At 66.5% G+C, this 19,768-nt stretch carries 20 protein-coding genes; 6 read left to right on the plus strand and 14 right to left on the minus strand.

Features of this window, described 5'->3' with window-relative positions:
* Window positions 1-2 precede the first annotated feature (2 nt).
* On the plus strand, window positions 3-737 hold the full coding sequence (locus C1O66_RS03850) for a hypothetical protein (RefSeq protein ID WP_102766685.1): 735 nt from the start codon (window positions 3-5) through the stop codon (window positions 735-737).
* Between the two features lie 17 nt (window positions 738-754).
* Here the strand turns inward: C1O66_RS03850 and C1O66_RS03855 are convergent, their stop codons facing one another.
* The 7 genes from C1O66_RS03855 to mltG form a co-directional block, all read right to left on the minus strand.
* On the minus strand, window positions 755-994 hold the full coding sequence (locus tag C1O66_RS03855; protein WP_102766686.1) for a hypothetical protein: 240 nt from the start codon (window positions 992-994) through the stop codon (window positions 755-757).
* A gap of 251 nt (window positions 995-1,245) precedes the next feature.
* Window positions 1,246-1,899, minus strand: a complete 654-nt coding sequence (locus C1O66_RS03860) for an ankyrin repeat domain-containing protein (protein WP_243392849.1) — start codon at window positions 1,897-1,899, stop codon at window positions 1,246-1,248.
* A 15-nt stretch (window positions 1,900-1,914) separates the two neighbouring features.
* On the minus strand, window positions 1,915-2,694 hold the full coding sequence (locus tag C1O66_RS03865; RefSeq protein ID WP_102766688.1) for a TatD family hydrolase: 780 nt from the start codon (window positions 2,692-2,694) through the stop codon (window positions 1,915-1,917).
* 77 nt (window positions 2,695-2,771) lie between these two features.
* Window positions 2,772-3,206, minus strand: a complete 435-nt coding sequence (locus C1O66_RS03870) for a PilZ domain-containing protein (RefSeq protein WP_243392697.1) — start codon at window positions 3,204-3,206, stop codon at window positions 2,772-2,774.
* Between the two features lie 39 nt (window positions 3,207-3,245).
* Window positions 3,246-4,307, minus strand: a complete 1,062-nt coding sequence (gene holB / locus C1O66_RS03875) for a DNA polymerase III subunit delta' (RefSeq protein ID WP_102766689.1) — start codon at window positions 4,305-4,307, stop codon at window positions 3,246-3,248.
* On the minus strand, window positions 4,301-4,930 hold the full coding sequence (gene tmk, locus C1O66_RS03880; protein ID WP_102766690.1) for a dTMP kinase: 630 nt from the start codon (window positions 4,928-4,930) through the stop codon (window positions 4,301-4,303). The genes holB and tmk overlap by 7 nt, the downstream gene beginning before the upstream one ends.
* Window positions 4,931-4,972: 42 nt before the next feature.
* Entirely contained in the window at window positions 4,973-5,965 is a 993-nt protein-coding gene (gene mltG / locus C1O66_RS03885) for an endolytic transglycosylase MltG (protein ID WP_394341019.1), read from the minus strand.
* A gap of 138 nt (window positions 5,966-6,103) precedes the next feature.
* Here mltG and ygfZ point away from each other — a divergent pair, with 138 nt between their 5' ends.
* Both ygfZ and C1O66_RS03895 read left to right on the plus strand, forming a co-directional pair.
* Complete coding sequence (ygfZ, locus tag C1O66_RS03890) at window positions 6,104-7,039, plus strand: CAF17-like 4Fe-4S cluster assembly/insertion protein YgfZ (RefSeq protein WP_243392698.1); 936 nt, start codon at window positions 6,104-6,106, stop codon at window positions 7,037-7,039.
* A gap of 8 nt (window positions 7,040-7,047) precedes the next feature.
* A complete protein-coding gene (locus C1O66_RS03895; protein ID WP_165794464.1) occupies window positions 7,048-7,338 on the plus strand; it encodes a DUF4936 family protein in 291 nt (96 codons plus the stop codon).
* Here the strand turns inward: C1O66_RS03895 and C1O66_RS03900 are convergent.
* The 3 genes from C1O66_RS03900 to C1O66_RS03910 form a co-directional block, all read right to left on the minus strand.
* Window positions 7,325-8,182, minus strand: coding sequence for a YbgC/FadM family acyl-CoA thioesterase (locus tag C1O66_RS03900; RefSeq protein ID WP_102766693.1), 858 nt, complete (start codon window positions 8,180-8,182; stop codon window positions 7,325-7,327). The genes C1O66_RS03895 and C1O66_RS03900 overlap by 14 nt on opposite strands.
* Window positions 8,183-8,254: 72 nt before the next feature.
* Window positions 8,255-9,172: an alpha/beta hydrolase gene (locus C1O66_RS03905; RefSeq protein WP_102766694.1), complete on the minus strand. Its 918-nt coding sequence runs from the start codon at window positions 9,170-9,172 to the stop codon at window positions 8,255-8,257.
* 94 nt (window positions 9,173-9,266) lie between these two features.
* Entirely contained in the window at window positions 9,267-9,968 is a 702-nt protein-coding gene (locus C1O66_RS03910) for a hypothetical protein (protein WP_102766695.1), read from the minus strand.
* 284 nt (window positions 9,969-10,252) lie between these two features.
* On the opposite strand from C1O66_RS03910, the gene C1O66_RS03915 reads away from it, so the two are divergent.
* Window positions 10,253-11,401, plus strand: coding sequence for an iron-containing alcohol dehydrogenase (locus C1O66_RS03915; protein ID WP_102766696.1), 1,149 nt, complete (start codon window positions 10,253-10,255; stop codon window positions 11,399-11,401).
* 689 nt (window positions 11,402-12,090) lie between these two features.
* On the plus strand, window positions 12,091-13,479 hold the full coding sequence (locus tag C1O66_RS03920) for a transposase (protein WP_102769448.1): 1,389 nt from the start codon (window positions 12,091-12,093) through the stop codon (window positions 13,477-13,479).
* Window positions 13,480-13,706: 227 nt separating this feature from the next.
* Here the strand turns inward: C1O66_RS03920 and aceA are convergent, their stop codons facing one another.
* The 4 genes from aceA to C1O66_RS03935 all read right to left on the minus strand — a co-directional run bounded on the left by aceA (window position 13,707) and on the right by C1O66_RS03935 (window position 19,149).
* Complete coding sequence (aceA, locus tag C1O66_RS03925; RefSeq protein WP_102769449.1) at window positions 13,707-15,020, minus strand: isocitrate lyase; 1,314 nt, start codon at window positions 15,018-15,020, stop codon at window positions 13,707-13,709.
* A 996-nt stretch (window positions 15,021-16,016) separates the two neighbouring features.
* Window positions 16,017-17,642, minus strand: a complete 1,626-nt coding sequence (locus C1O66_RS24200; protein WP_243392699.1) for a TonB-dependent receptor — start codon at window positions 17,640-17,642, stop codon at window positions 16,017-16,019.
* Window positions 17,643-17,717: 75 nt separating this feature from the next.
* Entirely contained in the window at window positions 17,718-18,254 is a 537-nt protein-coding gene (locus tag C1O66_RS24205; RefSeq protein WP_243392700.1) for a TonB-dependent receptor plug domain-containing protein, read from the minus strand.
* 292 nt (window positions 18,255-18,546) lie between these two features.
* On the minus strand, window positions 18,547-19,149 hold the full coding sequence (locus C1O66_RS03935; protein ID WP_102766697.1) for a MarC family protein: 603 nt from the start codon (window positions 19,147-19,149) through the stop codon (window positions 18,547-18,549).
* Between the two features lie 129 nt (window positions 19,150-19,278).
* Here C1O66_RS03935 and C1O66_RS03940 point away from each other — a divergent pair, with 129 nt between their 5' ends.
* Window positions 19,279-19,758, plus strand: coding sequence for an Lrp/AsnC family transcriptional regulator (locus tag C1O66_RS03940; protein WP_102766698.1), 480 nt, complete (start codon window positions 19,279-19,281; stop codon window positions 19,756-19,758).
* Window positions 19,759-19,768 lie beyond the last annotated feature (10 nt).

Here is a 19,768-nt window from a genome sequence, read left to right on the forward strand (position 1 = left end):
TCATGCGCACACCGAATCACCCATTCAAGCCGGCCCCGGTTGCGCGGCTGGTTGCGGCCGCCCTGTCCGGCCTGCTGATCTTCAGCCCTGGTGCACAAGCGCAGGACAGCAAGACCAGCAAGGAACGCGAGGCCTTGCGCCGCGCGCAATCCGCACTGCGCGCCGCGCAGGAACAGCAAAGCAGCCTGCAGGCCGAAAAGGCCAAGGCCGAGGCTGCCGCCGGCGAGGCCAGCAAGGAATCAGCGGCCCTGCGCGGGCAGATCGGCGCTCATGCCGCCAAGTTGCGCGCCAGGGAGCAGGCGCTGAACGCGGCTCAGGAGGAGCTGAACCAATTGCGCCAGGGCCTGGCCCAGGCCCGTGGCGAGCACGGCGCCGAGCAAGAACGCGCTCAGGCATTGCAAACCCAGCTGATGGATGCACGCCGGCTGGCGAGCGAGCGCGAGCAGGCCAATCTCGGCCTGGTGGCTTTGCTGGAGGGGCGCAGCCGAGCCTTGAGTGAGGCCGAGCTCAAGAACCGCCAGCTGCAGGAGTTGGGGCATGAGCTGGTGCGCCGATTCCTGGGCCGATCTCGCATCGATTCAGCCCTGCTGGGCGATCCGGTGCTGGGCTTGCAGGCGGTGCGGGCGGAAGATGAGGCGGAGAAGTTTCGCGCCGAGCTGGCGCGCTTGGAGCTGCTGAGCGGCCGTCCGGCGGGTTCTCCTGCCGCGGCGGCACCCAGCGCTGCACCACAGCCCTGAGCCGGGCTGGGGCCGATTCAGCAGCTGCCGACCACGTCCAGGCCGTCGTCGCTTTCGTCGGCGGCCTCTTCGATCTGGCGGTCAAAGTCGGCCGAGGCGACCGCGCTCTTGGCGATCAGGGGCTTGTCCAGCGGGCGGTAGACGCGGCTGTGCAGGCGATTCAGGCGTTCGGAATGTTCCATGGCACGGACCACGCGCTCGGGGTCGATCAGCATGGCGAAGGGGCTGCTGAGGTTCAGGTGCTTGGCGTTGATCATGATGGGGCTCCGTCTCGGTTCGGACGCGCGAAGCGCTGGGGTGTCCGTGGGTTTGTGGCGTTGGGAGTCGCTGCGGGCCCCTCAGGGGCTTCGTTCGCGTCTCAGCATGGATGCCACTGTAGAAGCCCGAGCCTCGGCCTCACAGTCGGCTGCGCCCCAAAGTCCTTGTCAGACAAATTCCTAGGTGCTTGCTGCGAACACCGCGTCCCAGCGGCCTGAAAAACAGCAGAAAAACACGCCAGCCGGCGTCATCAAGGGGCTTTGGGCGCGATGCCCTGGATCGCCTTTTGCAAGGCGGCGACGAGCTTGCTGCGCTCGGCCGCACGCGCAAACTCCAGGGCCGAGAGCTCCTGGGCATTGCGCAAGCTGGGGTCAGCACCGGCGGCCAGCAAGGCCTCGGCCAGGTCCATGGCGCCGTAGCGCGAGGCCATCATCAACGGCGTACTGCCGTTCGGCGAACGGGCGTCCAGCAGGGCACCCTGGCTCAGCAGCCACAGGGCCACGCCCTTGTCCGGGCCGCTGCAGGCGTAGTGCAGCGGCGTCCAGCCCTCTTTGTTGATCTGGGCACCGCGGGCCACCAGCTTCTTGACCCAATCGAGCCGGCCCTTGATGGCGGCCAGCATCAGCGGCGTTTCGCCGGCGGCATTGGCACGGTTGACATCGGTGCCGGGGTGGCTCAGCAAGCTGTCCAAGGCGCGGCTGGAGCCCTCGCGCAAGGCCACTTCGAGAGCATTGCGGCCGCGGCCGTCGCTGGCATTGGGGTCCACACCGCGCACCAGCAGGGTCATGATCTCGCGGCCGTTGTCGAGTTCGGCGGCCAGGACCAGGTCATCGATTGGGGCGGCCTTGGCAAGCGAATGCAGTGCGGCCAGCAGCAGCACCCAGCCAGCCCAGCGCTTGACCATCTGCAGCACGCTCGCTCAGACCAGGCCGAACAAGCGGCGCGTGTTGGCCGAGGTCTGGGCCGCCAGCTCGGGGATGCTCATGCCTTTGACCGCCGCCAGCGCGGCCGCCACATGAGGCACATAGGCGGGGCTGTTGGTTCGGCCGCGGTAGGGCACGGGGGCGAGATAAGGGCTGTCGGTCTCGATCAGCAGGCGCTCGATCGGCAGGACCTTGGCCATATCGCGCAGGTCCTGCGCGTTCTTGAAACTCAGGATGCCCGAGAAGGAGATGTAGTAACCGCGCTCCACGGCGGCTTGCGCCACCTCGAGGCTTTCGGTGAAGCAGTGAAACACGCCGCCGGCCTGTTCACCGCCCTCCTCGTCCAGCACACGCAAGGTGTCGGCCGCGCTGCTGCGGGTGTGGATCACCAGAGGCTTGCGCACCTGGCGGGCGGCGCGTATGTGGGTGCGGAAGCGCTCGCGCTGCCACTCCATGTCCTGCTCGATGCTGCGGCCGTTCAGGCGGTAGTAGTCCAGCCCGGTTTCGCCAATGGCCACCACCTTGGGGGCCTGGGCGCCGGCCACCAACTCGTCAACGCTGGGCTCGTGCACGTCTTCGTTGTCCGGGTGCACGCCCACCGTGGCCCAGAGCACCTGATGCTCGGCCGCCAGCGCCGCCACCTTGGGGAACTCTTCCATGGTGGTGCAGATGCAGATGGCCTGCTCCACCTGGGCCACCGCCATCTCACCGAGGATCTCGGGCAGGCGGGCGTTCAGCTCAGGAAAGCTCAGGTGGCAGTGGGAATCGATGAACATGGAGGAAACAAGGAGTGCGGCAAGGAGTACAGCGGGAATGCAGCACGCGAGGCGAACACGGGGCCGGGCCCCGCCGCTCACATGGTTTGAGTCGGCTTGGCGGACGAGATCTGGGTGCCGAGGATTTCTTCAATGCGCAGTTTGATCAGGCGGCTTTTCTCATCGGCAGGAAAACGCACACCGACGCCCTGCGTGCGGCCGCCCGGCGCATTGGCCGGCGTCAGCCAGGCGATCTTGCCGGCCACGGGATAACGCTGATTGTCCTCGGGCAAGGCCAGCAGCAGGTAGACATCCTCACCGAGGCGGTACTCGCGCGTGGTCGGCACGAACAGGCCGCCGTCGAGGAACTGCGGCATATAGGCCGCATAGAGCGCGCCTTTCTCGCGGAACACCAGCTGGATCACGCTGGGACGCGGGCCGGCGCTGGCCGCAGCCGGCGCAGCAGCACCGGCCGCAGCGCCCAGCGAGGTGGTCAGGCCGCCCAGGGCGGGTTTGGCTGAGGAATTGTCCATGGCGCGAGTGTAGCGAAGGCCTGCCTATCGACTGCGGGCTCAGCCGCGCCGCGCCGCGCCGCTGCGCGAGGCCGCCTGCAGCGCCTGCTGCCCCTGGGCAAACAGCGATTCCATCAACAGGCCGGCATTGAGCGGATGCTCGGCATGGCGGGCGGCGCGGCGCAGCACCGCCTCCCACTCATGCAAGGGGCCGGCCAGCTTGGGGCTGGGCAGGGACTCCGCCGGGAAGTAGCTCGGTGCCGCGCCGTGAGCCCTGCGCAGCAGGTCGTGGCAGAGCCGCTGCAGCGCATCGATGGCACGCGGCTGTGACCAGTCCGCCAGGGCGGCGGCCTCACCGCGGGCCAGGCGCTGGGGCAGCTGGGTCCAGGCCTGGGCGCGCAGGCCGGCCTCGAACCAATCGCGCGCCTCTTGAGGCCGGCCACCGGCGGCCGCCAGCAGCACCTCGGGCGACTCTACGCCCTGGGTCTTCAGCCATTGCAGGCAGGGCCCGGCCGGCGGCAAGGCCAGGGGCACAGGCTGGCAGCGACTGCGTATGGTGGGCAGCAGGCTTTCCGGCGCGCTGCTGGCCAGCACAAAGCGCAGGCTGCCACTGGGTTCTTCCAGGGTCTTGAGCAAGGCATTGGCGGCCACGGTGTTGAGCGCTTCGGCCGGATAGACCACCACCACCTTGGCGCGGCCGCGCGAACTGGTGCCCTGGGCGAAGGACAGCATCTGGCGCACCGCCTCAATCTTGATCTCGCGGCTGGGCTTGGTCTTGCTGGCCTTGGGCTCGCCGTCGCGGCCGGTCTCGGCCTCGCCGCCCCAGCCCAACTGCTCGCGCAAGGCATCGGGCAGCAGCAGCATGAAGTCGGGGTGGGTGTGCGAATGCAGCAGCTTGCAGCTGGCGCAGTGGCCGCAGGCAAAGCCGCCCTCCAGCGGCGCCTCACACAGCCAGGCCTGGGCCAGCAGCAAGGCCAGATCGAGCTGGCCGACGCCGGCCGGGCCTTGCACCAGCAAGGCATGGGAGCGCGCCGTGGCCAGGGCCTGGCGCAGCGGCTCGGCCAGCCAGGGCAGCGGCTGGCTGCCGGCCTCGCCAGCGGCATTCAGGACCTCGCTCACCATCCCCGCGCCTCCAGCAGCTCATGGATCTGTGCGGCCACCTCAGGAACCGAGAGGCCGGCGTCGATGCGGGCAAAGCGCTGCGGCGCACTCGCGGCGCGGGCGGCATAGCCGGCGCGCACGCGGGTGAAGAACTCGAGGTCCTGCTGCTCGAAACGATCGGCCTCGCGCGCGGCAGCACGGCGCTGCGCAGCAATGGCCGGGTCCAGGTCGAACCACAGGGTCAGGTCAGGCTGGCGGGTGCCTTGCACCCAGTGCTCCAGCGTGCCCAGCACGGCCAGATCCATGCCGCGGCCACCGCCCTGGTAGGCAAAGCTGGCATCGGTGAAGCGGTCGCAAAGCACGGTCTTGCCGGTGGCCAGGGCGGGTTCGATGACGCGCTGCAGGTGGTCGCGCCGGCCGGCGAAGACCAGCAGCGCCTCGGTCAGGCTGTCCATGCTGCGGTGCAGGATCAGCTCGCGCAGGCTCTCGGCCAGCTCGGTGCCACCGGGCTCGCGGGTGTGCACGACATCGGCGCCGCGCTGACGCAGGCGCTCGCCCAGGGCCTCGATATGGGTGGACTTGCCGGCGCCATCGATGCCTTCAAAGCTGATGAAACGGGCAGTGGTGGGGGCGACAGGGCTCACGGGCGGGAACTTCTCTTTCTCTCTCTCGGGGCGGCCTGGAGATCAGCGCCCGCGCTGGTATTTGTTGACCGCGCGATTATGCGCGGCCAGGTCTTCGCTGAATTCGCTGCTGCCGTCGCCGCGGGCCACAAAGTACAGCACCCGGCTGGGTGCCGGATGCAGGGCGGCTTGAAGCGACGCGACACCGGGCATGGCGATGGGCGTGGGCGGCAGGCCGCCGCGGGTGTAGGTGTTGAAGGGCGTGTCGGTCTGCAGATCGCGCTTGCGCAAATTGCCGTCGAATTTCTCACCCAGGCCGTAGATCACGGTGGGGTCGGTCTGCAGCGGCATGCCGATGCGCAGGCGGTTGATGAAGTCCGCGGCCACCAGTTGCCGGTCGGCCGGCGCGCCGGTTTCCTTTTCGACGATGGAGGCCAGGATCAGGGCTTCTTCCGGCGATTTGAGCGGCAGGCCCTCGCTGCGGCCGGCCCAGGCGCTGTCCAGGCGGCGCTGCATGGCGGCATAGGCCCGCTTGAGCACGGTCAGGTCACTGACGCCGCGGCTGTAGGCGTAGGTGTCGGGGAAGAAGCGGCCTTCGGCGGCCTGACCCGGCGCGCCCAGGGCGGCCATCAGCTCGGCCTCGGTCCAGCCGGCGGTCTGCTGCTTGAGCGAGGGTGCGCGGGCCAGGGCGGCGCGCAGCTGGCGCAAATTCCAGCCCTCGATCAGGCGCAGCTGCTCCAGCACCTCGTCGCCACGGACCATCTTGGCCAGCAGCTCGCGCGGCGTGGCGCCCTGGTGGATTTCATAGCTGCCGGCGCGGATCTGGCGCGCCTGGCCGGACCAGCGGAACCATTGGTAGAGCAGGCGCGGGTCTTCGGCCACGCCGGCCTGCGCCCAGGCCTGGGCCACTTCGCGCGGTGAGCTGCCGGCCTCGATGGACAGCTCCACCGTCGGATTGCGCAGCTGCATGGGCGCTTGCAGCCACCACCAGGCTGCAGCGGCGGCGCCGCCGGCCAGCAGCAGGGTCAGCAGCAACAGGGCGACGATCCAGGTCAACAGGCCAGCACCGTGCCCTCGCCGGCCTCTGCCCTTGGCACCCATGGCCTTGTTCCGCTTTGCGTTTGTTGTCTTGCTGCTCGCCATCAATGCCCTTGCCCGGCCGCTCTGATTCGGGCGCTGATGATAATCGGGGGCATGACGACCTTGCCCGAAACCACCCTCTCCCTGCCCGCTTCTGCAGCGCTGCGCCTGACCGACTGGGGCGTGATCCGCGCCCAAGGCGAAGACGCGGCCAAGTTTTTGCACAGCCAGCTGACCCAGGATTTCGCCCTGCTGGGCCCGGATCAGGCCCGTCTGGCCGGTTTTTGCTCAGCCAAGGGCCGCTTGCTGGCCACCCTGCTGGGCTGGCGCGAAGGCGAGCATGACGTGTTGCTGGCCCTGCCGGCCGCTCTGCTGCCGGCCATCCTCAAGCGCCTGTCCATGTTCGTGCTGCGCGCCAAATGCAAGCTCAGCGACGCCAGCGCCGAGTGGGCGATCTGGGGCGAGATCGCGCAGCCGCAGGACGGCGCGCGTTGGGCCCTGAGCCGCGAGGACGGCGAGGACGGCGAGGGCGCACGCATCCGCCTGCCAGATGTGGCCAGCCACAGCCGCTGGTTGCGCATCCAGCCTGCCGCTGCGGCAGCGCCAGCCCTGCCGACTTTGAACGCGCAGGACTGGGCCTGGCTGGAGGTGCAGGCTGGCCTGGCCTGGGTGCAGGCGGCCACGCAGGAGCAGTTCGTGCCGCAGATGCTCAACCTCGAGCTGCTCGACGGGGTGAACTTCAAGAAAGGCTGCTACCCCGGCCAGGAGGTGGTGGCGCGCAGCCAGTACCGCGGCACCCTCAAGCGCCGGACATTCTTGTACGAGCTGCAGGGCGCGGCGCAAGCCGGCCAGGAGATCTTTCACAGCGAAGACCCGGGTCAACCGGCCGGCCTGGTGGCCCTGGCCGCCGTGCGCGACGATGGCCGCAGCCTGATCCTGGCTGAAACCAAGATCGCCGCCCTGGAGAGCGGCAGCCTGCATCTGGGCGGCCCGGACGGCCCTCGCCTGCAGCCGCGCGCCCTGCCCTACGAGCTGAAGTCGTTGGAATGAGCGCGGCCATGCACATACCCGCCACCGAAATCTTCGTCTATTACCGCCTGCGCGCCGCCGACGCATCCGCGGCCTTGGCGGCGTTCCAGGCCCTGCGTGCCGAACTGGCGGCCGAGGGTCAGGCGGTCGAGGCACTGCGCGTGATGCAGCGCCAGGACAGCGACATCAGCCTGCCCACCTGGATGGAGATTTACGGCCCGGGGCTTGCCGACCCGCTCGCGCTGGAAGCGCGGGTGGCGGTGGTGATGGCGCCCTTTGTTCAGGGCCTGCGCCACCGCGAGCTGTTCACAGCGCTCTGACCATCTCCACATGGCCGATGCCGGCCTCCTCAAAGGCGGCGCCGCGCTGCACAAAGCCGGCGCGGGTGTAGAAGCCCGCGGCCGAGAGCTGGGCATGCAGCACCGCCTCACGTTCGCCGCGCTGGCGGCCGGCCTGCATCAAGGCCTCCAGCACCTCGCGGCCGATGCGGCTGCCGCGCATGCTGCGCAGCACGGCCATGCGGCCGATCTTGGCCACGCCCGGCACATGCTCGAGCAGGCGCCCGGTGGCCAGGGCCTGGCCGAAGCGGTTGAAGGCCACGGCGTGGACGCAGCTCTCGTCGGCGCTGTCCCATTCCATCTCGGCCGGGATCTTTTGTTCATCGACAAACACGGCCTGGCGGATGGCACCCGCCTCGGCGCCCAGCTCGGCCCAGCTGCCCACCCGCACCTCCACCACCGGCTCGCCGGCCTCGAAGCCCTCGATCAGGCTGCGCAGCTCGGCCGGCACCTCGCGCGGTGAGGCGCTGGCGCGATCGGCGAACACATAGATCAGCTCGCCATGCACCAGCAGCTCGGTGCCGCGGAACACGGCGCAGAGCATTTGCAGCGAGCTGTGGCCGATGCGCTCGCAGCGCACGCCGATGCGGAGCTGGTCGTCATAACGGGCCGATCCCAGGTACTCCAGCGTGGCCTTGCGCACGAACAGATCGCCGCCCAGCTGATCCATGGTTTCCATGTAAGGCAAGGCCAGGCCGCGCCAGTAGCCGCCCACGGCCACATCAAAGTAGTTCTGGTAGTGGGCGTTGAAGACCACCTGCTGGGCATCGATCTCGCCCCAGCGCACGCGCAGCGGCTCGAAGAATCGGAAGTCTTGCAATTTCATGAGGTGAGCGAGGGGCTGTGGTGAATCAGTTGACGATGCGGACGCAGGCGGGGAGGCAGGCGCTGAGCGCCGTCAAGACTGGAGCGCCTCACGCAGGGCCAGGCCGCAGGCGTCCAGCGCGTTCAGCGCTTCCGGGATCGTACGCCCCATCTTGATGAAATCATGGGTCACGCCGCGATAGAGCTCCAGCTGCACCTGACCGCCGTTGGCGCGCAGCAGATCGGCATAGGCAATGCCTTCATCCACCAGCGGGTCGCATTCGGCCAGCAGCACGCAGGCCGGAGCCAGATCGCTATGGTCGGGCGCCTCGAGCGGCGCAAAGCGCCAGTCGCGCTTGTGCGCGTGGTCGATGTAGTGGTCGAAGAACCAGGCGATGGACGCGGCGTCGAGCAGAAAGCCGTTGGCAAACAGCTTGTGCGAGGCGGTGTCGGCATGGGCCGTGGTGCCCGGCGTGATCAGCAGCTGCAGGGCCAGAGGCAGGCCGATGTCGCGCGCATGCAGGGCGCAGACCGCGGCCAACGTGCCGCCGGCACTGTCGCCGCCCACGGCCAGGCGGCGGCCGTCCAGGCCCAGGCTGCCGGCGTTCTCCGCCAGCCAGCGCATCACCGCCCAGCAATCATCCACCGCGGCCGGGAAGCGATGTTCGGGTGCCAGTCGGTAGTTGAGCGAAAGCACCGCCACACCGCTGCGAAGGGCCAGCTGGCGGCACAGGCTGTCGTGGGTGTCGATGCTGCCGATGGTGAAGCCGCCGCCGTGCAGGTAGAGCAGCACCGGCAGGCGGGCCTCATCGGGTGTCTGCGGCGCGTACAGGCGGGCGGCCAGCGGGCCCTCGGCACCGGGCACCTGCACGTTCTCCACCCGCGCCACCGGCGCGCGCGGCAGGTCCAGGATCTCAGCGCCCATCAGGTAGGCGATGCGGGCCTGCTTGGGGCTCAGGCTGTGAAAGGCCGGTCGCTTGGCGCGATGGATTCTCTCCAGCACGCCGGCCATGCGCGGCGTCAACAAGTGGGTGCGGCTCAACAAGGGCTCCAGGGGTTAACCCGGTATTTTCGCAGGCCTGGCGGCTTTTCCCGCTGGGCAGGGTTCAAAACTCCAGGCCGTACCAGCCAAACCCTGCCGTCCACAAGGTTTGCGAGCTGCCGCTCTGGCGGCTGGCGGTGAGGCTGAGGCCCAGCTTGTCCGGGCTCAGCCACCACAGGCCGCCCACCGTGCGCACCGTGGTCCCTAGCAAGGCGCGGCGGTCATTGGTCTGGATCTCGGCAAACAGCAGCGCGCGCGGATCGGGCACCCAGACACCGGCGAGATTGAGCACGGTGCCGGTCTGGCCGCTGGCCCGCTCTTTGTGCGGGCCGATGTTGAGGTGAACCGCCGCCTCCTCGCTGATCGCCAGCGTGGCCAGGCCCAGCACACCGCTGGCACTGCGGCGCCAGCCGCTGCTCACCGGGCGCTCGAAGCTCAGGCCGGCCTTGAGGCCAAAGCTCAAGGAACCCCAGGCGGTCGGGACCTGCCAGCTCTTGGGCACCCACTTGACGGCGACGCTGGCCTCGCCCCGAATCTCATCGCGAGGTTGGGGGCGGCTGTAGTCGCCACCGATCTCCAGGCTTTCGGACAGGCCGCAGGCCGGGGCCAGCACCCAGGCCCGGCTGGATCCGGCTTTCTCGCCCCAGCCTTCGAGCTGACAACTGCCCACTGGCGCGGTGGCGGCGTCATCGCTGGACAGTGGGCGCCCGGCCTGGACGGTCATGGCGGCCGGCACAAGGCCGATCAAGGCCAGCCATCGGGCCATGCGAGAAACGTAGGGGCAGCGTGGCATGTAGTTACTCCCTGGGTGACACGAGGCGTCGCCACTTGAGCAGGCGCATCTCGGCTCAGCAAGAAAGCCGCGCTCAGACGCGAGCGACCGGCACGCAATAACGGCTTTTCGGACGTCCCACAGTGAACTTTATGGGGTGCACCGCCGAAAGGCGCATCACTTTCTCACCTCTGTTGGCAAAAGGCCTTTGCCCATTGGCCTGCCTCGACGCACACTGGCGGACACGATCACCTGCAGCGCAGCCAGGGAGGCCCGCCATGCCATTGATCCAATATCTGACCCAGGTGCATTTGGAGTTCGGCGCCGCCGCGCTCTTGCCTCAGGAATGTCAACGTGTGGGCATGCTGCGCCCGCTGGTGATCAGCGACAGCGGAGTCCGCGCTGCCGGGGTGCTGACGCGGGCTCTGGCAGCGTGGGGCACCCATCCGCCGCCCGTGTTCGACCAGACACCCCCGAACCCCAATGAAGCGGCGGTGCGGCGCGCGGTGGAGCAGTACAAAAAGCACTATTGCGATGGCCTGATCGCCATTGGAGGCGGCTCACCGATGGACCTTGCCAAAGGCGTGGCCATTGCCGCTACCCATCCGGGGCCGCTCAAGGCTTTTGCCACCATCGAAGGCGGCAGCCTGTCCATCAGCAAGGCCACGGCGCCGGTGATCGCCGTGCCCACCACCGCCGGCACCGGCGGCGAGGTCGCGCGCGGCGCATTGATCACGGTGGAGGATGGCCGCAAGCTGGGCTTTCACAGCCAGGAACTGATGCCGCGAGCGGCCTTGTGCGACCCCGAGCTGACCCTGAGCCTGCCGCCGCGCCTGACGGCTGCCACCGGCATGGACGCGATCGCGCATTGCATGGAGACTTTCATGTCTGCCGCGGTCAACCCGCCGGCCGATGGCATCGCCCTCGATGGCCTGCGCCGCGGCTGGTCGCATCTGGAGCGCGCCACCCGCAACGGCCAGGACCGTGAAGCACGCTGGCAGATGATGAGCTGCAGCATGCAAGGCGGCATGGCTTTTCAGAAGGGCCTGGGCTGCGTGCACTCGCTCAGCCATGCCCTGGCCAGCGTGGACCCCGGCCTGCACCATGGCTGTCTGAACGCCCTGCTCTTGCCCGCCGTGATTCGCTTCAACGCCAGCGCTCCCAGCATGCAGGCCGAATGGCGTTTGCTGCGCATGGCCGAAGCCATGGGTCTGGGCCACTGCGACCCGGCCGGCCACACGCTGGCCGAGGCCGTGCTGGCCATGAACCAGCGCCTGGGCCTACCGGCCGGCTTGGCCGAACTGGGCGTGGACCCGGGCATGTTCGAACGCGTTGTCACCGGCGCCCTGGCCGACCACTGCCACCGCAGCAACCCGCGCCTGGCCACGCGGGAGGACTATCTGGCTATGTTGGCGTCATCGTTGTGAGGCGGGTTTCGGCACTTTGCGGACCTCCGCTGTCTTGATCTTTCTCGCTTCGGTGTCTCGTCCCGCCGCCGGGCTCATGGTTCGCGGGTCGGCTCTTCGAGCCGACTTCCCTCGCTGCTCACTGCGCGGCTCAGCGGCGCCAAACTCCCTCCGTTCGCTGCGCTCACTATGGTCAAACAGTGGCGCCGAGTCAGAGCTTGAAGCGCGTGAGTACACGCGCCTGAGCCGCTCCGCTGCGCCCTCGGCCGCGCACAAATCGCCAGTCGGTGGGCCGAGCCACCTCCGGAGGTGGCGTGTTTCACCGTTGATGGGGCACATCGACCGCGATGCAAGCGCCCTGCAGCCCGTGCCGCTGCCGGGCGATTTGTGCCGGGCCGAGCAGCGCAGCGCCTCGGGGCGTGCACGTACTCGTGCGCTTCAAGTTCTGACTTGGCGCTTCTGTCTGAACGAAGCGAACGCAGGGAGCGAAGTGAGTTATGCGCCAGCCCCGAGGCGCGAGCAGCGCAGGGAAGTCGGCCCGTCAGGGCCGACCCCGGAACCATGAGTCCGGTGGCGGCACGGGCTGCAGGGCCTCACGAGCAAAACCAAGGGCTGCTCTGTGCCTATTCTGTTGAAAAAGTCCCTACCTCGACCCGCTTGTGCACCGTACAATTTGAGTGTTAGCCGGTCGAATCTTGGAGGGCGCCGAGATGATGGGACGACAAGCGAGCGGGCAAGATCGGTTGTTCTATTCGTTCAACCTCGAAGACCACATTCCCCAGAATCATCTGCTGCGCGGCATTGATCGCTGCCTTGACTTCGCTGGCCTGCGTGAGCACCTGGCCGAGCATTACAGCCAGATCGGCCGCCCGTCCATCGACCCTGAGTTGATGCTGCGCATGTTGGTCGTCGGGTACTGCTATGGCATCCGCTCCGAGCGCCGCCTGTGCGAGGAGTTGCACTTGAACTTGGCCTACCGTTGGTTCTGCCGACTGAGCCTGGAAGACGCCGTACCCGATCACTCCACTTTCTCGAAGAATCGCCATGGGCGCTTCCGTGACAGCGGCGTGTTCCGTTGGTTGTTCGATGAGGTCGTGCGTCGCTGTATGGCAGCCGGCCTCGTCAAGGCTGAGGGCTTTGCAGTAGATGCCAGCATCGTGGAGGCCGATGCCAGCAGCCAGCGTGGTGTGGCTGGCACCGAGTCGGTTGACTGGAAAGATCCAGCACTGAGCACACGCGCCGTGCGCGAGTACCTGGAAGGATTAGATGCCGAAGCCCTTGGCAAGGTCCTAGCCAAGAAGATTTCGCTGACCGACCCACAAGCAAGTTGGACGGCGGCGACGGGCGGCCCCGCGTTCTTCGCCTACTCGACGAATTACCTCATCGATGCCGAGCATGGCGTGATCATGGATGTCCAGGCCACGCCGGCCCACCGCACCGCCGAGGTCGAGTCGACCAAACTGATGGTTGATCGAGTGCAGGAGCAGTTCGGCCTCAAGCCCGAGCGGTTGATCGGCGACACGGCCTACGGCACGGCGCCCATGCTGAGTTGGATGGTGGACGAAAAGGGCATCGAACCCCATGTGCCCGTCTGGGATCGCACGCAGCGCGATGACGGCACGCTCTCAAGCAACGAGTTCACTTGGGACGAGCAGGCCAAGGAATACACCTGCCCACAAGGTCGCCCGCTGCGCAGCCAGTGGCGAGTCTTCAAGATTGAGCGCAGTCACATCACCAAGGCCGACACTGTGATTTACCGTGCGAGCCAACAAGATTGCGCCAACTGCCCCGAGAAGCAGCGCTGCTGCCCCACCACCCCTATGCGCAAGATCGTTCGCAGCGTTCACGAAGCCGCACGGGACGTAGGGCGCAAGATTGCCACCACCGAACAGTACGAGCGCTCACGTTGCCAACGCAAGAAGGTGGAAATGCTGTTTGCCCACCTGAAGCGAATCCTGCGGCTGGATCGCTTGCGCCTGCGAGGACTTAGTGGCGCGATGGACGAGTTCACGATGGCTGCGGCAGTACAAAACCTGCGTCGTTTGGCGATGCGGGTGCCGCAAGGTCCACCAACTCAAGGCACAGCTACGCCCGCTTGAGGCGAAACCCCATCGATTAACCTCAAAACCGGGTCGAAAGACCTGGTTCAGACGAAGAAAAGGTGAGTTGAGCGCCTTCGCCTTCCCTTCCGCAACGTCGCCTTCGAGCCGATCAGCGACTTTTTCAACAGAATATGCCGAGAACAGTCAGTCCAAGCAGCTGACAACAAAAAAGCCCGGTCTCCTCGTGGGAGCCGGGCCTGCCGTTCAGGACGCGATCAGAGAGATCAGCCGTGCTTGGCTTCGAAGAACTGTTCGTCTTCGGTGGAACCCTTGAGCGCGGCGGTGGAGGCGTCGCGTTCGATGGTGGTGGTCACGGCGTCGAAATAGCCGGTGCCGACTTCGCGCTGGTGCTTGACGGCGGTGAAGCCCTTTTCGGCGGCGGCGAACTCGGCTTCCTGCAGTTCCACGAAAGCGCTCATATTGTTGCGAGCGTAGCCGTAGGCCAGGTTGAACATGCTGTAGTTCAGGCTGTGGAAGCCGGCCAGGGTGATGAACTGGTACTTGTAGCCCATGGCGCCGAGCTCGCGCTGGAACTTGGCGATGGTGGCGTCGTCCAGGTTCTTCTTCCAGTTGAAGGACGGCGAGCAGTTGTAGGCCAGCAGCTTGCCCGGGAACTTGGCGTGGATGGCGTCGGCGAAAGCCTTGGCGAAGGCCAGATCCGGCTTGCCGGTTTCGCACCAGATCATGTCGGCGTAAGGGGCGTAAGCCAGACCGCGGCTGATGGCTTGGTCCAGACCGTTGCGAGTGCGGAAGAAGCCTTCGACGGTGCGCTCGCCAGTGCAAAAGGGCTTGTCGTTGTCGTCGATGTCGCTGGTGACCAGATCGCCGGCTTCGGCATCGGTGCGGGCCAGCAGCACGGTGGGCGTGCCCATGACATCGGCTGCCAGGCGGGCGGCGACCAGCTTGGCCACGGCCTCACGGGTGGGCACCAGCACCTTGCCGCCCATGTGGCCGCACTTCTTGGCAGCGGCCAGTTGGTCTTCGAAGTGCACGCCAGCGGCGCCGGCCTCGATCATGGCCTTCATCAGCTCGAAGGCGTTCAGCACGCCGCCGAAGCCGGCTTCAGCATCGGCCACGATGGGGGCGAAGTAGTCGCGGTAGTCCGGGTCGCTGGGGTTCTTGCCTTCGCTCCACTGGATCTGGTCGGCGCGGGCAAAGGTGGCGTTGATCTTCTTGACGACCTTGGGCACCGAGTCGACCGAGTACAGCGACTGGTCAGGGTACATCTCGCCATTGCTGTTGGCGTCACCGGCGACCTGCCAGCCCGACAGGTAGATGGCCTTGAGGCCGGCCTTGACCTGCTGCATGGCCTGGTTGCCGGTCAGGGCGCCCAGGGAGTTGACGAAGGGCTCGGTGTTGACCAGGCCCCAGAGCTTCTCGGCGCCGCGCTTGGCCAGGGTGTGTTCGATCTGCAGCGAGCCCCGCAGGCGCACGACGTCGGCGGCGGTGTAGCCGCGCTTGATGCCCTTCCAGCGCGGGTTCTCGGCCCAGTCTTTTTCGAGGGCGGCGATTTGCTGTTCACGGGTGGCGATGCTCATGGTGTGCTCCTGCAAGTGGGTGGTGCGATATCGAAACTTGGAAACCAAGGCCTGATCTGCTGGCACCGATTTCAGCGTCAGGGCGGGCTGCCTTTGGCATCCAGTTCCTGCGGCTGAAGGGGCCGAACAAAGAAGAAGCTTTGTTGGGCTCAAGATTAGTCCTCCGAGCCGTCTTGCGGAACACTTATGTCTTATATAAGACTTAATTTTTTACCAATAAAAATCAATGACTTAAGTTTTGAATTTCTGATCGTGAAAAGCATTTCACCATCATGAGAAATTTTGCGGCGGCGCAGCATGTGCGAAGTTCACAATGTGAAAACATGTTTCCGCATCGTGCAAGGCATGGCGAGACCAGGCCCAACGGGAGAAAGAAAGAACCGCAGGACTCCTCACGGAGAGCCTGCGGTGTCGATGAAGGCTTGCGCAGAAGCGGTGAGCAAAGGCGAAACGGCTTGAGCCGACTCAGCCGCGGCCAACCCATTCACCGCGTGGGCCCACACCGGCCTGCGCAGGCGAGGCCGCAGCGAGCCGATGAGCCGCGACTCGCACCGCCCCGCCCCTGCCCCTATTTGCCGAGCACGTGGTTGAACTCCAGCCAGAACTGGCGGCCATGCGGCAGGTAGTAGCCCACCGGGTAGTAGGGCCAGCCGCCGCTGTCATCCTTGCGCACGCTGTTGGCCGGGTTGTTGACGATCAGAGTGACGCTGCTGCTCTTGTTCAGCTCATAGCTGCTGCTGGCATTGAAGCTCCACTTCGGCGAGATCCAGCCCTTGCCGTCGCTGCTGACGATCTTGCCGTTGCGCAGGCCGGCCAGGGTGGTGTTGAAGGCGCCGTAACGCCAGTTCACGCTGGTGATGAGCTTGTTGGGCCAGTCGCTGAAGCTGCGGGTGCCGACCTGGTTGCTCGCCTCGTCACCTTCGAACTGAGCGTACTTGTAGCTCTGCACCTGGGTGTACTTGGCCGAGAAGACAAAGTTGCCGGCCGTGGCCGTCTTCAGGCTGTAGCGGCTGCTGATGTCGAAGCCGTAGGTGCTTTGCACCGCCGCATTGATCGGGTTGACCACGATCTCCTTGATCTCGCCCGGGCGCAGCACCGCGTCGGCCGGGTTGCGGCGCACGCGGGCAATCGCGTCCACGCAGGTCGGGCTGCTGATGTTTTGCTCGCCGGTGCGGCAGTCGGCCTCGTCGCGCAGATCTTGTCACTGCTGAGGTCGGTGACCAGATCGCTGATCGAGATCTTCCACAGGTCCAACGAAGCATCGAACTCGCTGCTCGGCGACCAGACCAGGCCCAGACCCCAGGACTTGCCCTTCTCGCTCTTCAGATCCTTGGAGCCGTTCTTGATGTAGTTCGGCTGGATGCCTGCAAAGTCGCATTTGTCCAGCGCCTGGCCCGCCAATGCGCAGCGGTAATAGTCGTTGGCCGAGGCGTAATTGCCGCGGCTCTCGGCCGTGAAGATGTAGCTCATGTCCGGGGCGCGGAAGCTGGTCGCGTGCTGGGCGCGCACGAGCAGCTCCTTGCTGGGGCGGAACTCCAGACCGGCGTTGTAGGTGAAAGCGCTGGTGTCGCGACCGGCAAACTTGTAGCTGTCGTAGCGGCCCGCCAGCGTGCCCGTGAGTTCGCGGGTCAGGGGTGCGTTCAGCTCGGTGCCCAAAGCCCAGCGGGTGCGATCACCGCTGACATTGGCCACTTCGCTGGTGGCGTAGAACAGGCCTTGGCCCAGGCGCGGATCGGCCTTGTTCTCAAAGCCCTGGCTGCCCACCTCGGCCAGCACCGCGGCGCGCAGCGGGCCCGCGGGCAGCTGCAGCACTTCGCCGTCGGCGGTGGCGCTGAAGTTGCGGGTCCAGGCGCGGTCATCGGCCTGGTTGCTGGACGAGATGCTGGCGTACTCGGCCGGTGTCAGGGCCTTGAACAGGCGCGCGCTGTCGGGTTTGCAAATCGGCACGCCGTCGGCATTGACGCCCTGCTGGGCACCGAGGAAGAAGCTGTCCACCGTGGCCAGCAGGCGCGGTCGGTTCAGCTTGCTCTTGTAGCCCGAGCTGTTCAAGCCCAGGTCATAGCTCCAGCTCGTGCCTTGCAGATCGCCACGCACGCCCAGCACGAGATTGTGGGCACGGTCTTTCCATTCGCGGTTGAAGGCTTCGGCGCCGCCGATTTCCTCCGGTGCAAAGCGCCGGCTCCAGGTTTCCAGCTTGCCGCTGTTGGCATTGAGGAAGTAGCCGTTGCTGGCGCTCAGCGAGGTCCAACTCGGGCCGCGGGTGTTGTTCTCGGTGCGGGTGAAACCGAGCAGGGCCTCGGCGTCGAACTCGGTGTGGGCGTTCAAGCCATAGTTCAGCTGGCCGGCGAAGTTCTCATTCTGGTTGCCGGTCTGGGTGGTCCGGAAGCTCGGCGAACCACGACCGCTGCCGCCGTAGGTGCCCGACTTGACCGTGAAGGACTTGACGGAGCCGTCGAACAGCCCGGCCGCGCCTTCGCAAGCGCCTGCGTCCGGCGTGATGTATTTGTTGCTCTTGGCATCCTTGCGGCCAAAGACCACGGTCGGCGCCGCGCCGGTCAAGGTGGTGTCGGCCATGAACTCACGCTGGCGGCTCCAGATCAGCTGGCGCTTGCTCAGCTCCACGGCATAGACCAGGCTCAGGGCGCCGGACTCCAGGCCGCCGGTCAGCTGCGCGCGAGCGTTTTCGCCGCCACCGCGCTAGGTGCCGCCCAGCTTGAGGTTGAGCTGGGTGCTGTCGACCTGCTTCTTGAGGATGATTTTGATCACGCCAGCGATCGCGTCCGAGCCATAGATGGCCGAAGCGCCGCCGTTCAGCACTTCAATGCGGTCGATCAGGGCGGCCGGGATGCTGGCGGTGTTGACGACATTGACCGAACCCTCGTAGGCCGTCGGGTAGTCCGCCACGCGGCGGCCGTTGACCAGGGTCAGCGTGTGGTTGGGCCCCAGGCCGCGCAGGCTGATGGCATTGGCCGCCGGGGTGAAGGTGTTGCCGAAGTCCTCACCCTGGGTGAAGCCGGTGTTCTCGGTCAGCGAGGCGAGCGCGTCGCCCACATTTTTGAAGCCCAGGCGGGTGATGTCCTCGGACTTGAGCACGGTGACGGCGGCCGGGCCCTCGGCCTGGGCGCGCGAGATGCGCGAGCCGGTCACTTGCACCTGGGGCAAGGTGTCGTTGCTGGCGGCAGGAGGCTGGGCTGGAGTTTGGGCCAGGGCGGCGTGCGGCAGGCCATAGGCCATAGGCCAGGATGACAGCCAAAGCCAGCGGCGCCGGCCTGCTGCGGAACAGGGTCGGAGATTTCATGTGGAGCAATTTCCCTCGGTTGCAAACTTCCGCCAGTCCGACGGCAGCGCGGTGCTGCGGTGGCTGGCATGTCGGGTGTCGGTCTGTTCGGCTCACGCCGACCGCACCGTTTTGTGGAGCCGCAACTCTAGGGTTTGCTCTTAAGGGTTTGAACGAAGAAAAGGTTCTGTGCTTGGCTGAAAAAAGCACAAGCCCGGCGCGCCGGGCTTGTGTCTTCGAGAGCAGTGCTCAGAGGCCGCCGATGAAATAGCGCTTGAGGCCGGCCAGGCACATCTCTACCGCAATGGCCGTCAGCACCAGGCCCATCAGCTTCTCGATGGCCGAGATCACCGAATCGCCGAGCAGGCGGCGGATGCGATCGGCCATCAGCAAGGTCAGGCCCGAGACCCACATCGCCGCGCACAGCGCGCCGATCCAGTCCCAGATGCGCTCGGGCTGGCGCGAGGCCAGCAGCAGCACGGTCGCCATGGCCGAGGGGCCGGCCAGCAAGGGCACGGCCAGCGGGAAGATGAAGGGCTCTTTGCCCGGCTCCAGGCCGTAGGCCGATTCACCGGCGCTGCCGAAGATCATCTTGATGGCGATGATCAGCAGAATCACGCCTCCGGCCACTTCGAGCGAACGCTCAGACAGGTGCATGACGCTCAAAAAGCTGTCGCCAAAGAACATGAAGGCCAGCAGAACGATGGCGGCCAGGCCCACCTCGCGGGTGGCCACGCGGGCCCGGCGTTCCTTGGGCACTTCGCGCATGATGCCGATGAAGATGGGCAAACTGCCGAGCGGGTCCAGCACCAGCAAGAGCAGGATGAAGGCGGAGAGAAAACTATGATCCATGGCCGCAATTGTCGCGCCCCTGCCGTGACACAAGACTGAACTTGCGCCGCAAATGCCCGCCAATCTCTGTCTTGCCCTTGACCACGCTCGTTCGCACGCCCGTTCCCAAGCCCACTCCCAGAGCCCGCCATGACCGACGCCGCCACCAAGCTGGACACCATCGACCGCCGCCTGATCGAGGCCCTGCAACGCGATGGCCGGGCCTCCAATGTGGAGCTGGCGGCGCAGGTGCATCTCTCGCCCCCTCAGTGTTTCCGGCGCGTCAAGGCCCTGGAAGAGCGCGGCGTGCTGCGCGGCTACCGCGCTCTGGTGACGCCGCAAAGCCTTGGCCTGGGCGTGACGGCTTTTGTCAGCCTCAATATCGACGGCGAAGCCTTCGACCGGGTGCGCGAGATCGAGGGCTTGATCCGCGACTTCCCCGAGATCCTGGAATGCCACACCGTTTCGGGCGACTGCGACTACCTGCTCAAGGTGGTGGCCAGCGACCTGAAGTCGCTGTCCCAATTCCTGACCGACCGGCTGATGCAGATCCGCGGTGTGGCCGACATCCGCTCGATGATTTGCCTGGAAGAGATCAAGCCGCCCTCCCCCTTGCCAGTGGCTCGCTGACACCCAAGAG

It is taken from the genome of Paucibacter aquatile, assembly GCF_002885975.1.
GTDB lineage: Bacteria > Pseudomonadota > Gammaproteobacteria > Burkholderiales > Burkholderiaceae_C > Paucibacter_A > Paucibacter_A aquatilis.

Bases quoted from the DNA above. Each gene is read 5' to 3' on its own strand.
- aceA (WP_102769449.1), bottom strand. From the start codon at position 15,020: ATGAGCATCGCCACCCGTGAACAGCAAATCGCCGCCCTCGAAAAAGAC.
- ygfZ (WP_243392698.1), top strand. From the start codon at position 6,104: ATGACGACCTTGCCCGAAACCACCCTCTCCCTGCCCGCTTCTGCAGCG.
- C1O66_RS24205 (WP_243392700.1), bottom strand. From the start codon at position 18,254: ATGGCCTATGGCCTGCCGCACGCCGCCCTGGCCCAAACTCCAGCCCAG.
- C1O66_RS03920 (WP_102769448.1), top strand. From the start codon at position 12,091: ATGATGGGACGACAAGCGAGCGGGCAAGATCGGTTGTTCTATTCGTTC.
- C1O66_RS03865 (WP_102766688.1), bottom strand. From the start codon at position 2,694: ATGTTCATCGATTCCCACTGCCACCTGAGCTTTCCTGAGCTGAACGCC.
- C1O66_RS03870 (WP_243392697.1), bottom strand. From the start codon at position 3,206: ATGGACAATTCCTCAGCCAAACCCGCCCTGGGCGGCCTGACCACCTCG.
- C1O66_RS03850 (WP_102766685.1), top strand. From the start codon at position 3: ATGCGCACACCGAATCACCCATTCAAGCCGGCCCCGGTTGCGCGGCTG.
- C1O66_RS03935 (WP_102766697.1), bottom strand. From the start codon at position 19,149: ATGGATCATAGTTTTCTCTCCGCCTTCATCCTGCTCTTGCTGGTGCTG.
- C1O66_RS03915 (WP_102766696.1), top strand. From the start codon at position 10,253: ATGCCATTGATCCAATATCTGACCCAGGTGCATTTGGAGTTCGGCGCC.
- C1O66_RS03900 (WP_102766693.1), bottom strand. From the start codon at position 8,182: ATGAAATTGCAAGACTTCCGATTCTTCGAGCCGCTGCGCGTGCGCTGG.
- C1O66_RS03910 (WP_102766695.1), bottom strand. From the start codon at position 9,968: ATGGCCCGATGGCTGGCCTTGATCGGCCTTGTGCCGGCCGCCATGACC.
- C1O66_RS03895 (WP_165794464.1), top strand. From the start codon at position 7,048: ATGCACATACCCGCCACCGAAATCTTCGTCTATTACCGCCTGCGCGCC.
- C1O66_RS03905 (WP_102766694.1), bottom strand. From the start codon at position 9,172: ATGGCCGGCGTGCTGGAGAGAATCCATCGCGCCAAGCGACCGGCCTTT.
- holB (WP_102766689.1), bottom strand. From the start codon at position 4,307: ATGGTGAGCGAGGTCCTGAATGCCGCTGGCGAGGCCGGCAGCCAGCCG.
- C1O66_RS03855 (WP_102766686.1), bottom strand. From the start codon at position 994: ATGATCAACGCCAAGCACCTGAACCTCAGCAGCCCCTTCGCCATGCTG.
- C1O66_RS03940 (WP_102766698.1), top strand. From the start codon at position 19,279: ATGACCGACGCCGCCACCAAGCTGGACACCATCGACCGCCGCCTGATC.
- C1O66_RS03860 (WP_243392849.1), bottom strand. From the start codon at position 1,899: ATGGTCAAGCGCTGGGCTGGCTGGGTGCTGCTGCTGGCCGCACTGCAT.